13 protein-coding genes and 2 pseudogenes are annotated in these 14,333 nt (G+C 33.4%); 5 read left to right on the plus strand and 10 right to left on the minus strand.

What is annotated here, in order from left to right:
- Positions 1 to 15: 15 nt before the first annotated feature.
- Both leuS and ACFE3K_RS00980 read right to left on the minus strand, forming a co-directional pair.
- Positions 16 to 2,535 (minus strand): leucine--tRNA ligase, encoded by a 2,520-nt coding sequence (gene leuS / locus ACFE3K_RS00975; RefSeq protein WP_375359007.1) that lies wholly within the window; start codon positions 2,533 to 2,535, stop codon positions 16 to 18.
- Between the two features lie 38 nt (positions 2,536 to 2,573).
- Complete coding sequence (locus tag ACFE3K_RS00980; protein WP_375359008.1) at positions 2,574 to 3,098, minus strand: DUF3576 domain-containing protein; 525 nt, start codon at positions 3,096 to 3,098, stop codon at positions 2,574 to 2,576.
- 518 nt (positions 3,099 to 3,616) lie between these two features.
- Here ACFE3K_RS00980 and ACFE3K_RS00985 point away from each other — a divergent pair.
- The 5 genes and pseudogenes from ACFE3K_RS00985 (at position 3,617) to ACFE3K_RS01005 (ending at position 7,233) form a co-directional block, all read left to right on the plus strand.
- On the plus strand, positions 3,617 to 4,243 hold the full coding sequence (locus ACFE3K_RS00985; protein WP_375359009.1) for a dioxygenase: 627 nt from the start codon (positions 3,617 to 3,619) through the stop codon (positions 4,241 to 4,243).
- A gap of 183 nt (positions 4,244 to 4,426) precedes the next feature.
- Positions 4,427 to 5,119, plus strand: a complete 693-nt coding sequence (locus tag ACFE3K_RS00990) for a TlpA family protein disulfide reductase (RefSeq protein WP_375359537.1) — start codon at positions 4,427 to 4,429, stop codon at positions 5,117 to 5,119.
- A 7-nt stretch (positions 5,120 to 5,126) separates the two neighbouring features.
- A pseudogene (locus tag ACFE3K_RS00995) lies at positions 5,127 to 6,053 on the plus strand (S49 family peptidase).
- 125 nt (positions 6,054 to 6,178) lie between these two features.
- Positions 6,179 to 6,679 (plus strand): helix-turn-helix domain-containing protein, encoded by a 501-nt coding sequence (locus ACFE3K_RS01000; protein WP_375359010.1) that lies wholly within the window; start codon positions 6,179 to 6,181, stop codon positions 6,677 to 6,679.
- Positions 6,673 to 7,233 (plus strand): IS630 family transposase, encoded by a 561-nt coding sequence (locus tag ACFE3K_RS01005; protein ID WP_375359011.1) that lies wholly within the window; start codon positions 6,673 to 6,675, stop codon positions 7,231 to 7,233. Before ACFE3K_RS01000 ends, ACFE3K_RS01005 begins: the two co-directional genes overlap by 7 nt.
- A gap of 50 nt (positions 7,234 to 7,283) precedes the next feature.
- Here ACFE3K_RS01005 and ACFE3K_RS01010 read toward each other — a convergent pair whose 3' ends face one another.
- From ACFE3K_RS01010 to ACFE3K_RS01045, 8 genes and pseudogenes are all read right to left on the minus strand, one after another.
- On the minus strand, positions 7,284 to 8,072 hold the full coding sequence (locus tag ACFE3K_RS01010; RefSeq protein WP_375359538.1) for a cytochrome c1: 789 nt from the start codon (positions 8,070 to 8,072) through the stop codon (positions 7,284 to 7,286).
- Between the two features lie 116 nt (positions 8,073 to 8,188).
- Positions 8,189 to 9,385 carry a cytochrome b gene (locus tag ACFE3K_RS01015; protein ID WP_375359012.1) on the minus strand — a complete coding sequence of 399 codons (1,197 nt, stop codon included), beginning with the start codon at positions 9,383 to 9,385 and terminating at the stop codon, positions 8,189 to 8,191.
- A 6-nt stretch (positions 9,386 to 9,391) separates the two neighbouring features.
- Positions 9,392 to 9,919, minus strand: a complete 528-nt coding sequence (gene petA / locus ACFE3K_RS01020) for a ubiquinol-cytochrome c reductase iron-sulfur subunit (protein WP_341752008.1) — start codon at positions 9,917 to 9,919, stop codon at positions 9,392 to 9,394.
- 477 nt (positions 9,920 to 10,396) lie between these two features.
- Entirely contained in the window at positions 10,397 to 10,828 is a 432-nt protein-coding gene (locus ACFE3K_RS01025; RefSeq protein WP_375359013.1) for a DUF2670 domain-containing protein, read from the minus strand.
- Positions 10,829 to 10,935: 107 nt separating this feature from the next.
- Entirely contained in the window at positions 10,936 to 11,583 is a 648-nt protein-coding gene (locus ACFE3K_RS01030; RefSeq protein WP_342259563.1) for a heme exporter protein CcmB, read from the minus strand.
- Positions 11,576 to 12,548: pseudogene (locus tag ACFE3K_RS01035) on the minus strand (DUF4040 domain-containing protein). Before ACFE3K_RS01035 ends, ACFE3K_RS01030 begins: the two are co-directional and overlap by 8 nt.
- A gap of 14 nt (positions 12,549 to 12,562) precedes the next feature.
- Positions 12,563 to 12,850, minus strand: coding sequence for a Na+/H+ antiporter subunit G (locus ACFE3K_RS01040; RefSeq protein ID WP_341747739.1), 288 nt, complete (start codon positions 12,848 to 12,850; stop codon positions 12,563 to 12,565).
- A gap of 7 nt (positions 12,851 to 12,857) precedes the next feature.
- Complete coding sequence (locus tag ACFE3K_RS01045) at positions 12,858 to 14,315, minus strand: NADP-dependent isocitrate dehydrogenase (RefSeq protein ID WP_375359014.1); 1,458 nt, start codon at positions 14,313 to 14,315, stop codon at positions 12,858 to 12,860.
- Positions 14,316 to 14,333 lie beyond the last annotated feature (18 nt).

Genomic DNA, 14,333 nt, shown 5'->3' on the forward strand with positions numbered 1-14,333 from the left:
TCCTTTCATCCTTATTCATACCACAATATTTACTATTTTCGAGGGTATTATGATAACTCTTTTTGGTTCTTTACCACTTAGGTATTTTTGCACCTCGGGTAATTGCATTACCATATTATGAATCTCAATATTACTCGTTACATTAGCAAATTCGTGCGTAGCCCTCAGTTTACCATTAACTTGGATAGCCATGATATAAGATTCTAGTTCCAACAATGATTCGTCGAAAGAAGACCAAGAAGTTTGGTATAATCTTTCCTTATTGCCTAATTTCTGCCAAATTTCTTCTGTAATATGTGGAATGAATGGGTTAAGTAACTTAATCAAGATACTAAAACCCTCTTTAACGCTAGTAATATTAGCTTCCTTGCCCTTAGATATTTCATCTGACAAAGCATTAAATAGTTCCCGCATCCTTGCTATGGCTTTATTTAGCTTAAACTCCCTTATCTCGCTGGTAACATGCTTAATAGTGTGATGAGTAAGCTTTGTTAGTTTATTCAGCCTATTTTTAGGAGTCTCTGTTATTTCACTATTAGTTACTATCTCAGCCATATTTTCTAACTTATTGATAAAACGGCTGCACCCTTCAAGACCATTTGCCGACCATTCAAAATCTTTCTCTGGCGGACTATCGGAGAGGACAAATAACCTAATAGCATCAGCACTATGGTTGGTCAATATTGACGCTAAATCCACGACATTCTTTTTGGATTTACTCATTTTTTCTATTCGCCCTTGAAATACTTCTTCTCCATTATTCTTATTAACCCACTCATCAGATTGTTTTATTACCTCATCTGGATAAAGCCAATTATTATTCGCATCTCTATAGGTAGCATGTAGAACCATACCTTGAGTTAGTAAATTAGTAAAAGGTTCACGAATGTTGAGATAACCTTGTTCGTTCATTACTTTCGTAAAAAACCTAGAATAAAGAAGATGCATTACTGCATGTTCAATTCCACCAATATACTGATCAACAGGTAACCAATAATCACAGGCTTGTTTGTCAGTCATATCTTTTGCATCTACATTACAATAACGGGTAAAATACCAAGAAGACTCAAAAAATGTATCTAACGTGTCAGTTTCACGAATAGCTTGTTTTTGACATTTTGGGCAATTAGTATGTTTCCAAGTAGGATGCCAATCAAGAGGGTTGCCATGGCCATCAAATGTAACATCGTTTGGCAGGGTTATCGGCAATTGTTCTTTAGGTACTGCTGTGATTCCACAAGTCAAACAATATATTATCGGAATAGGGCAGCCCCAAAATCTTTGCCTAGACACTCCCCAATCTTTTAGTCGGTAGTTAATGGTACGTTTGCCTAAACCACGTTTTTCAAGTTCTTCTATAGATTTTTGTTTAGCATCTTGGATAGCAAGATTATTCAAAAAATCTGAGTTGATCATGATACCATCACCAGTGTAAGATTCCGAGTGTACGTCTATTGGAACATCTTTATTAATTACTACTTGCTTTATTGGTAATCCCATTTTCTTTGCTAATGCATGATCTCTTTCATCATGGGCTGGGAATCCAAAAACTGCTCCAGTCCCATAATCCATTAGTACAAAATTTGTGATTATAACAGGAATAATAATTGTAGGATCAAATGGGTGAATAGCAAAAAGGTCAGTAAATACCCCTTCTTTTTCAGCTTTATCTACTACAACATTAGTGTCTAATTGTGAACATTTTTCAATGAAAGATATTATAGCATCATTTTTATCTACTAATTGCTCAATTATTGGGTGATTATAGGCTATCGCAACAAAGCTTGCTCCAAATATAGTTTCTAGTCTAGTAGAAAATACTTCAATACTAGCTTGATGATCTTTAATTTTAAAACTAAAATTTACTCCTTCCGATTTGCCTATCCATTTTTCCTGCATAGATTTAACAGAATCAGACCAAGAGTCCAGTTTTGCAATTTCATTTAACAGTTCTTCAGCGTAATTAGTGATTCTTAGAAACCATTGTTTTAGCTGTCGTTTTTCAACTAAAGCACCCGAACGCCATCCACGACCATCTACTACTTGTTCGTTAGCTAACACAGTGTTATCTACAGGATCCCAATTGACTAAAGATTCTTTTTGGTATGCTAAACCTCTCTCATAAAGTTCTAAAAAGAATTTTTGTTCATGCTTATAATAATCCGGATCACAAGTTGTTATTTCTCGTGACCAATCATATGAAAAGCCAATGGATTTTAGCTGATCCCGCATAGTTGTGATATTTGAGTAAGTCCAGTCCTTAGGGTTAGAGTTATTATTGATGGCAGCATTCTCTGCTGGCAAGCCGAAAGCATCCCAACCCATAGGGTGTAATACGTTATAGCCTTGTGATTTCATAAAACGAGCTATGCAATCTCCGATAGAATAGTTACGTAAATGCCCGACATGAATCTTTCCAGAAGGGTAAGGTAACATTTCAAGTACGTAATATTTAGGCTTGTCGCTATCGTTTGTTGCAGCAAAAGCTTTTTCCTCAAGCCAAATTCTTTGCCATTTCTTTTCAATATCTCTCATAATTTGTATCGTAAACTATCCTTATTGTAGCAAGTATATCATTCTTTTCTTTCAGCACTAATATATAATTCTCTAGATTTTCTTAAAATTTTATCTTCTATGCTATTAGCTAGGTCCGAAGTAGTATGATTGTCTAGCCAATTACCATTTTTAAGTGTTTGTTCAAATATTTTTACTTGGATGGCATCCAGACTAATAACGTTATCTTTAATAAAAATATTTATTTTAAATCGAAAATTTGTTTGTCCTTTTGGACTATACCATTCAGTAATAATGACTCCACCGACTGAATCGGTTGAAGCAAGAGGCACAAAACGTAAAGTTTCTATAGAAGCTTGCCATAAATATTTATTCACGTTACAGCCTACAGTTTTGGTAGATTCATTTTTGATTCTACTTGGTCTAAACACCAAGCCTTCTCCTCCAACTATTGACCCCATTTCATCCATCTTTCTTTCTTGCACAGTTTTGGGATAGTCTCCATTCCTTGCAATTGTGGCAGATGGAAAAAGAAATAAAGCTAACATTGTGCCAATAATAGTTTGTTTTAAGTGTGTTTTCATAAATAATTTTATTTTTTTACTATTTCAAGTAGTTTAGCTTTAGTGTACCATAAGAACCACGTGATGTAAAGGATAGCCCTGTTCTTTAAATTAATAAAATAAATATAATGTAACCTCAACTTCGGATTAATTTCATTAATCCGAAATTGGAATGAGAATGTAAACAATCAGGCTTAAAGCGCTTTGACGCCTGATTGTTAAATATTTCATTTGCTAATAATCTTATTTTTATACCAATAAAAATAAGATTATTAGCGATAATAGATTAAAATGTATTTATAGTAAGTGCTTCAAGAATGTATTTTTCTGATATTATAGCCAGTTTTGGATTAAATTTTTTAATTTTAATCCAAAACTGAGGTTAATATAGTTGTAAAAGAATAAAGGATACGATAATTTAAATCTCTATAAGAAAATGTAGAATATCCATCTTCTAATAGAAGTTACGTGAATTTAGGATAAGAATTAACTAATTCTTATCCCAAATGGGGTAAGTTATTAAACATAAATGGTAAAAAATGAAAAATTTATTATTTTTAATCTGTTTGTATTCCACTATTGCTATAGCCAGTGAATCTAAGTTTTACCCTAATAAGCTTAATTGTTGTAAGATCAGTAAGAGTGCAATGAATGATTACGAACCGGAAGAATTCCAATTATCCAATAACTTACTTAGAAAGACAGGACAACAAGCAGTCTATCGTGGTACAAAAATTATAGTAAAGGGTAGATTATTAGACCAAGATTGCGTTCCAGTAGCAGATGCAAAAATATATTTATGGCAGGTTGGAAGTGACGGAAAATATCCATACATACCACTTCGTACTTGTATCAATAAAAAGATGCTAAACCTTGTAAGTAAATCAAGTTTTACCGGATCTGGCATTGCTACTACTAATAATAAAGGAGAATTTTATTTTATTACTATATATCCTAGTGGAATTTTGCGTGAAACGCCTAATGTAAACATTAGAGTCAACCACCTAATTCTTGGACAGCTACAAACAAAGCTATATTTATCTAATTCAAGGGTTAATTTAGAAAATTGCGGAGAAGTTAGTCATGCTTTGTCCACTGCACTAGATGGCATTAAAACGTATGAATTTGACGTAGTAATGTCGGGGCGAACTTTCAAAAGATATTAATGTTTTGAGTTTTCACACCCTCCGCAACACTCTTCTGCAACTGGATTTTCTGAAGGGGGGTTTTCTAATGGTTTTTTTAATCCACAAGAAGTTAAGATTAAGCAGCTTAATAATATTAGAGGTAAAAAAATATTGTTTTTCATGATGATCAATAAATTAATTGGAAATATATTTGTTATTTATATGCATATTAGAAAATATAGTAAACGATTTTTTTTGATTGCAACATATTTGTTGATCAGCACTAATAGTTTTGCATTAGATCAAATCAAATTAGGTGTTAAAATGCTTGATTTATCTAGTGTTCCTGATACGGTGGTTTTCTTTGATGATAAAGGAGAAAAATATTCTCTTGATAATTTTGAAGGAAAAACGATATTATTGGTATTTTGGGCAACATGGTGTGCATCTTGTATTAAAGAAATGCCGGATTTAGATGTATTGCAAAAAGATTTTAGAAAGTTGCCATTTGCAATACTCCCTGTATCACAAGACTATCAAGGAATAGAAATTATCCAAAAATATTATAAAGATTATGATATAAGATATCTGCCAATTTACCATGATTTTAAGAATCAACTATTTAAAGCTTTTTCAATAGTTGGTCTACCAACTGCTATTCTAATTAATCCAGATGGAAAAATGTTAGTAAGTTTTGTTGGTACTATTAATTGGTATGATGAAGAAATTCGCAATATTATTTTGTCAAATATTCCTGGAAACCACCCAGAACCTAAAAATAGTTACCGGGAACAAACGCTTAATCAACAGGTTAATAAACAATTAAAGGTTGAAGAGCAGGAAAACAAAGATGAAAAACCAAAAATACAACAGAATAATGAGGAAAATAATGCTTCTAAAAACAATAATAAGTGAGTAACTAATGTACATAGAACATAATAAAAGTTTAATTGCTGAGGCAAAATTTGATCAGGTAATTGCTAAACGTCAAATAGGTAAGTTAGAGCAATTACTGTCATTACTGCCTAGAATAGGTTATAAGGCATCAAAGCCGGTAATTGCTGTTCTTCGCCTTAGTGGGGTTATAGGTAAAGTAAGCTCAGTAAAATCAGGGCTTAGCATAGAATCGCTACATGAGTTAATTGACAAAGCTTTTGAGATCAAAAATCTTAAAGCTTTATGTTTAACTATCAATTCTCCGGGTGGTTCACCTGTACAATCTGAACTGATTAGTAAACGTATAAGGTCATTAGCTGAGGAAAAGAAAATACCAATTTATAGTTTTGTAGAAGATGTAGCAGCATCTGGTGGATATTGGCTTGCTTGTATTGGTGACCAAATATATGCATCTAAGAGTTCAATTATTGGTAGTATAGGGGTGGTTTCGGCTGGTTTTGGTTTTCCTGTGGCTATCAATAAGCTTGGAGTAGAAAGGAGGGTTTATGCAGAAGGTAAAAATAAATCTATTCTCGATCCATTTCAACCAATGCAAGAAGAAGATATTGAAATTATTAAGCATATACAAAAACAGATTCACGAGCATTTTATAGATCATGTTAAGGAGCGTCGTATTGGTAAGTTAACGCAAGAAGATGATATTTTATTTAATGGAGCATTTTGGTCTGGGGAAACTGCTGTTGATTTTGGTTTAATTGATGGTATAGATGATATGTATAGTTTCATAAAACAGAAATATGGTGATGTAACTATTAAATATATATCTGCTAAACAATCGTGGCTTAAGAAGAAGTTGGGTATGGTAAGGCAAGATTTCGTGTAAGAATTCTCTGATACATTGATTGAATCGGTAGAGAATAAGAATACTTATGATAGGTTTAATATGCGGTAATTTACGCGAATTCGGGATAACTAGGTTCTTATATCTTAAAACATGTTATAACTACTTATAATACTAATTGCAATAATTAACACGGTGTTTAAAAATGGGTTTTTAACTGATAAATAGGTACTCAAATGGCTAGGTTAATATTACCGCAAGGTTTTGAAGGTCATGATTTTATAAAAATGATGAAACATGAGCCGCATGGTCGAAATCGTATACGTTTATTGGCGATGTATCACCTTCAATTAGGCAAATCTTTTAAAGCCATATCTGAAATAGTGAAGTCACACTGGAAAACTGTGCAATCATCGCTCAGAAGATTTAGGAATCATGGTTTTGAAGGATTATTTGAATCACAAAGAAGCGGTGCCCCTAGGAAGATTAACAGTATACAAGAGTCTGCTATTTTTGATAAAATCAATACGCTCAGTGAAAGTAAAACTGGTGGGTATATAACTGGAAAGGAGCTACATATCATGTTAGTTGAGGAATATGGTGCTAAATGTGCTGTAAAAACAGTCTACAATACTATGCACCGCCTTGGTTTTAGCTGGATTACTTCTCGTTCAATGCATCCAAAATCAAATCAAGAGACTCAAAATAGATATAAAAAAACTTTCCAGACATGTTAACAAAATTATTAGCACAAAATATCGATAGATGTAAAGTTGATATATGGTCTCAGGATGAAACTAGAGTTGGGCAACAAGGTAGCTTAACTCGTATATGGGCTAAGCGTGGCACTAGACCCCGTAAAGTTCGGCAACAGCAATTTATTTCAACATATATTTATGGAGCTGCTTGCCATGAGACAGGAGAAGCTTGTGCATTAATTTTACCATATGCAAACACACAGGCAATGAATAAATTCTTAGAAGAGCTTTCTCGCAGTATTCAAGGCAACCGACATATAGCTTTACTAACGGATAATGCAGGTTGGCGCACAGCCAAAAAACTAACTGTGCCAAGCAATATCACTTTGATACCGCTTCCGCCCTATGCACCGGAACTTAATGCAATGGAACAAGTTTGGGAATGGATTAAAAATCATTTCTTGTCTAACCAATGTTATGGTGTATATGAAGATATCGTTACTATGGCTTGTTACGCTTGGAATCAACTTGCTCATAATGTAGATTTAGTAAAATCAATTATGTATAGAGATTGGATAAATACACCGTGTTAATTATTGCAATTGGTATAACATGTTTTAAGATATAAGAACCTAAAGATTTGTTATTTATACTCTTCTGTTTCTAAATTCTTCCAAATTTTATTTTTAGAGATATAGAAGAAAATTATAAAAATTACTAAGAACATCGTCACTTTCAAACCCATGGATTTACGGTTTTCCATTTCAGGTTCAGCAGCCCATTGTAAAAATATCGTAACATCCATAGCCATTTGTTCGACTGATGAGTTTGTTCCGTCTATATACTTTACTTGTCCATCTGACAAAGGAGCTGGCATGGCAATCTGACTATGTGGAAAATAAGGATTGTAACTTAATCCTGGCATTAGTTTAAAATTTTCAGGAGGATTACTATAACCAGTAAGTATAGAATATAAATAATTTGCTCCATCAGGTCTTGCTTTGATAATCAACGATAAATCAGGTGGATCTGCTCCATTGTTAGCAGCTCTTGCTGCTTGTTCATTAGGGTAGGGATGAACAAATGGATCGGAGGGTAGGGCAGGTCTTTCAAACATTTCTCCTGCATCATTTGGACCATCTTGTACAGTATAATTTTTGGTTATTTCTTTAATTTCTTCATCTGAAAATCCTAGATCTTTAAGATTACGGTAATATAAATTATAAAGACCATGACAGCTACTGCATACTTCTTTATATACTTGGAAGCCACGCTGTGCAGCTTTCCTATCAACGCTAGCAAAAACTCCATCAAATGGCCAAGCAATCTTTTTTGTAGGTAGTGCTTCATCGTTGGCGGTAATAATATTTGATATTAATAAAATTAATAAACACAGGAAAAATTTGATACTTATGTCGTTGCGAGTAGGCATCAGCCAACGAAGCAATCCATTCCTAATCATTCCTTTGGATTGCTTCATCGCTACTAAAGTAGCTCCTCGCAATGACGGAGTAATGTTAATTGGGTTAGCCATAATTTTCTGATCTTTCATATAGAATCCGGTAATGGCAGAGTTTTTTCATACTTGCTAATTAGTGGCACTGCAATGAGAAAATAAAAGAAATAGTAAGTAGCAGCAAATCGACTTAAGGTAATATAAGGTTCTTCTGCTGGTTGTCCTCCAAGATATCCAAGTACCAAACAATCAAATATGAACAGCCAAAAAGCTATGCGGAACATTGGTCTATAATTGCTACTCCTAACTTTTGAGCTATCAAGCCAAGGTAAGACAAATAATAGCAAAATACTAGAAAACATCAATATTACGCCACCTAGCTTTGACGGTACTGCCCGTAAAATGGCATAAAATGGCAGAAAATACCATTCTGGAACTATATGAGCCGGAGTAACTAAAGGGTTAGCTGGTATGTAATTGTCAGGATGCCCTAGATAATTTGGTTGATAAAAGACAAAAAAGGCAAATATTAAAAAGTAAACACCGAATCCAACGAAGTCCTTTACCGTATAATACGGATGAAAAGGAATAGTATCTTTAGATGACTTAACATCGATCCCTTTAGGATTATTTGATCCATGAATATGTAGTGCTACTAAATGGAGTAGTACTAAAGCCACTATGATAAACGGCAATAAATAATGTAAAGCAAAGAATCTGTTAAGTGTAGGGTTATCAACTGAAAATCCTCCCCAAAGCCAAGTAACTATCGATTTGCCAATAATAGGTATAGCTGAAAATAAATTGGTGATTACAGTTGCTCCCCAGTAGCTCATTTGTCCCCAAGGTAACACATATCCCATGAAAGCAGTAGCCATCATAGTAAGAAAAATTATTATACCTATATGCCACAATAATTCTCTAGGTTTTTTGTATGAGCCATAATACAATCCTCTACAGATGTGTAGATAAACTGCAGCAAAAAACATTGATGCTCCAACTGAATGTATATAACGTATTAACCAGCCATAATTGACATTACGCATAATTTTTTCAACACTCTCAAAGGCGTAATCGACATGAGGAGTGTAATGCATAGCTAAAATAATGCCAGTGATTATCTGAATTACTAAAGCGATACCAGCTATTGACCCTAAGTTCCATAGGTAACTTAAATTTTTGGGTGTTTGGTATTCGCCTAAATGTTTAAGGAACGAGAAAACAGGTAGTCTATAGTCTATCCATTCTATAACGGGATTTGATTTTTTAGGATCATTAGTTTCATTCATAAATAACTATCCGATTTTAATTTTTGTATCGGAAATAAACTCATATGGTGGGACAGCCAAATTTAAAGGAGCTGGTCCTTTACGAACACGACCAGATGAGTCGTATTGAGAGCCGTGGCATGGACAAAACCAACCATCATAATCTCCTTGGTTTGCAAGTGGTACACAACCTAAATGTGTACAAATGCCAATAGTTACTAACCATTTATCATGTCCAGCTTTAACTCGTACTTGATCAAGTTCGGGATCTATTAACTCGGAAAGGTTTACATTTCTTGCTTCAGCAATTTTTTCGGGAGTCCTGTTAGTAATAAAAACCGGTTTACCTTGCCATTTAACAGTAAGAGTTTGACCTGGTTGTATGTGAGATAAATCCACTTCTATTGAAGATAGGGCAAGAACATCCGCTGAAGGGTTGAATGAATCAACAAGAGGGTAGGTAGCACATGCAGCTCCAACCACAACCATACTGCTGGCAGTTAAGGTTATAAAATCCCTACGAGTTGCCTTATCATAATCATTAGTATTTGACATAAACTGACTAGTATACCTCTTCTACTTCAATAGTTGTTTTCACAACTACTTGCAGTAGGGAATTATTTGATAATGAGTGCAACTATAAAAGCTAGGTTTTCTAGTAGTGGCTTTCACTTTTTGCACAAACTTGATATTTATTATTATATTTAATATAATAGACTACTGGAAAAGTAATAAAAAATCAAGGGTAGCTTCAACAATTAACAGTGAAGTATACTCGGTGAACTTCAAGAATTGGCGTTGTCGTGTCTAAAGATCTCCGCTGCTCACGTACTAATGTACGCTCCGCTGCTCGACTTTGACACTCCTAGCTCTTCTTGAAGTTGACCTTCATCTACCAACTCTTCATTTACGAGCAGTATATGACCCTAATTTTGCTTATAAGGAAAAATGCATTCTTAAAGCGGCTAACACGAATGCATTTTAAACCTTTCTAAAGCTAAAAACATGATTTTAGCCAAATATTAATTTGGTTTATTTACCATCACTATCTGTAGAATCGCTAGGAGAATCATAAGGATTACGATAAGGAAGCATTTCCGGTACAGTTCCGTCTTTAGGTAGTAACTTATTTAATCCATCCTCTAAAACTTTTTCACCTGTTTCTTTTTCTCTAATCTCGTATTTTGGCGGGTCTCCTAAACATTTCCAAAAATTGGTTAAGCACTCAAAGTTGGGACCTAATTTTGTAGTACAGTTTTGTGCAATTGATTTAGATGTATCAAGAATTTCAATTGTAGCATTGGTCATATATTTTATAAATCCAATTTGTTCAAGACCCTTGGCTACCCAAAATAATACTATCAAAGAGGCAACTGCTATCATAAAGTACCATTTAGCTATGATACTCCATAAAAACACCCCCATAGGGTTAGCTGCTATTAGTCTTCTTAAAGCTTGCCACATATATAACTACCAAAAAATGGTTAAAAAACTACGACTAAATTACATGAATAATAAAAAAATAACAATTTTTTTATTATTGCAGGGGTCAGTATGGTGTATAATAAAAATTAAATGTTGTAAATATTCTTAATTAGATATGATGAGAGATAAAATATGGTTGGTAAAAGAAGCATATTGATACCAATCATAACAAAAATTAGGCTTATATTCTCAAGATTTTGTAAAACAAGACCGGTAAGTATTATGTTAGGTATTAATAGTGGCATGATTAATATTGCTAGCAGGTTAGTATTTGACCTAAAATAGCTTTGAATAGATCCAATTAAAACTAGTAGGCTACTGGACAATGTTAATAGCAAAGTTAGAGTGATAAAAAGATAGGTTACTGTTATTAGATCAAGATCAAAAATAATATAAATTATCGGGATATTTAATAAAGAGCTAGTAAGCGAACTAAAAAATATAGCAAATAATTTAGATGTAACAATTTCACTCTCACTGAAACTGGATAATAGTAGCTCTAAACTTCCATCCTCCACATCTTGCTTTAATATTAGACTAGAGAAGCCAATTAGGGCTATTGGTAAAAAAATTACTGAAAAAATAACCCCAAATTTCTTAATATCTGCTTGGTCATTGATTAAAGCCGTGCTGAAAATACAAAATAAAAAAAATATAAATAGATATTTGCTAAGATTATTAATACGATTTTGAATTAAATATTCCCATTTTATTAGCTGTACTAGTTTATGCATATTTCATTATGGAATATATTAAACACATAACCGATGCAACGCAAAGTCCAACGCCAATTTCAATGATAAAAATACCAATATGTTGAGCTAATAATTTCTCATTTGCAAGAGAATAGTAGTTTAAGTAATTATCATCAAATAATATTGATATCATACCGGTCATGGCATAGATAAGTACCCCGATAGTAGCCATACCAACTAGTAAATTAGTAGAAAAATATTGTTTTAATTTAAACTGACCATGAACTAAATCAAAACCAATTATCATAGAAGCAAATATAGCCCCAGCTTGGAATCCACCTCCTGGTGATGCATCACCATTAATTTGAATATATAGACAATATAAAAATATATAAGGTAAGATAAAAAGAGTAGAATGTTTTATAATGATAAAATCTTTAAGCATGTTCATTACTTTTTTGTGAAAATAGCAATAATACCGATATTCCAGCAATTAAAATGACAGCCGTTTCTCCAAGAGTATCATAACCTCTGTAACTAGCTAGTAGTGCTGCTACAAAAGAGGGAATACCAATATCACTTTTAGTATTTTCAATATAATATTTGGTTAAGTGACTTTGCATAGGAGAATCTATAGATCCATATTCTAGTAAATCAAGTCCTGCAAAGCTAAATGTTACTATGAACATTAAACATATAATTGATGAACTTATTACTCGTGTTGGTTTAAGATCACATTTCTGTATGTCTTGCAATCTAGTGAGAAAGCTTAGGAAAACACAGCTAGCCAAACAGCTACCTAGAGCTACTTCAGTCATTGCCACGTCTGGAGCGTCCATAAGAAGATATGATAAACCAATAAGTAAGCTAAAACTAGAATTTATTACTACTATTTCTAATAAAGAATTACAAAATATAATCTTAATTGATACGATGGCAAGCATTATAAGTATTACCATAAGCAACCAGCTAGCTAGTTGAAAATTTATTATTTCTGGTATCATAAATAAACAATCAATTATTTTAGGTTAGTTTTTCCTAATAAAGCAGCCTTGCCAATTGCATGAGTAGATACCGGGTTTAATATTAAAATCAATATAGAGGCAAAAACTAATTTAAAAGAGCTAGTAAAATCATTCTGTAAAAAGGCAAGACCAACAAGTGATAAAGGTACGCCGCAACATTCAATTACACTAGCAGCATGAATCTTTGTATAGAAATCAGGAAATCTAAAAAGTCCAATAATTCCAGAAAATATTGCTATAATTCCGAGTAAGATTAATCCATAACCAATAACAAAAAACATAAATATTCTATTCTCCTTGAGCAAGCGAATATCCAGCTTTCCCATCAAATTCAAATAGATTCTCAATTTTAATAAAATCTATTTTTGCCTGGCTTAGCGATTCAAGTAAATGGACTATAGAGGAATGTGTTATTTTTTCTCCATCCTTCCTTGCCATAAAACGGCAACACCAATGATCTGATAATAATTCAAACCTTTCATTCCTAGGCCATAATTTAAGACCCATGGAAGATACAGTTTTTAATTCTAAGTCACCTAAACTGACAGTTTGAATTTTTTCTGCTACCTCATGAGCAGTCAACGCTGCCATCTGGATGAAGATATCACTACCTACCAACTCTTTAACTTCTTTACTATTAATCGAATATATCTGTTCAGTAGTTTGTTGTTGGGTAACTGGTGATGAATATGCCGCTACTCTGAGGGTAGAAGGTTTGATCCCTAGTCTTTTTACTACTTCATCAGCAAATTCCTTAGTACCAACTTTTTTGCTAGATATTTCTTCATTATAAATGTCTCCAGTATGGATTCCGTCCTCAATGGTTTTTTTCCAGGCATTTTCTATTAGTGTAGCAATATCCTGTTGCCCGATATGAATTAGCATGATAATTGCTGCGTTAAGTAAACCAGAAGGATTAGCTAGGTTGCGACCGGCAATATCCGGGGCAGAGCCATGTACAGCTTCAAATAAAGCATAATTTTGACCTATATTAGCAGAGCTAGCTAGTCCTACCGAACCAGAAATTTCTGCAGATACGTCCGATATAATATCACCATACAGATTTGAAGTTACAACAACGTCAAATAATTTCGGCTGAGTTGCTAGTCTTGCAGTGCCGATATCTATAAGGTAATAATCACTTTGAATTTGCTTATATTCATTAGCAATTTCCTCAAAAACTTTATGAAAAATCCCATCAGACAGTTTCATAATATTATCTTTACTGAAACATGTAACCTTTTTACGATTGTTCTTTATCGCATACTCAAAAGCATATCTAATAATTCTTTCACTACCAACCCTGCTAATTAGTTTAAGAGATTCATAGACATTGTGAGTCTGACGATATTCGATGCCTGCATATAAATCTTCAACATTTTCCCGTACTATAACCACGTTTAGATTTGGATGCAGTGTTTTAACAAAAGGAGCATAAGAAATAGCAGGGCGAATATTGGCATAAAGAGATAGGGCTTTTCTAAGAGTTACATTTAAGCTTTTATACCCACCACCTAGAGGAGTGGTAATAGGAGCTTTTAGAAGCACCTTAGTTCTTGCTAATGATTGCCAAGTATCTTCTGCTATCCCTGAGGTATAGTGCTTTTGGTATAATTTTTCTCCTACTTCCACTACCTCTATACGTATTCTTGCTTCAGCTTCTTTTAAAATATAAAGTACTGCTTGCATTATTTCTGGACCTATACCATCACCATAAGCTACTGTAATAGGAGTAAATTCTGTCATTGATAAACCTCTATAACA

The sequence above is a fragment of the Candidatus Tisiphia endosymbiont of Neophilaenus lineatus genome (genome assembly GCF_964264975.1).
Taxonomy (GTDB): Bacteria; Pseudomonadota; Alphaproteobacteria; order Rickettsiales; family Rickettsiaceae; genus Tisiphia.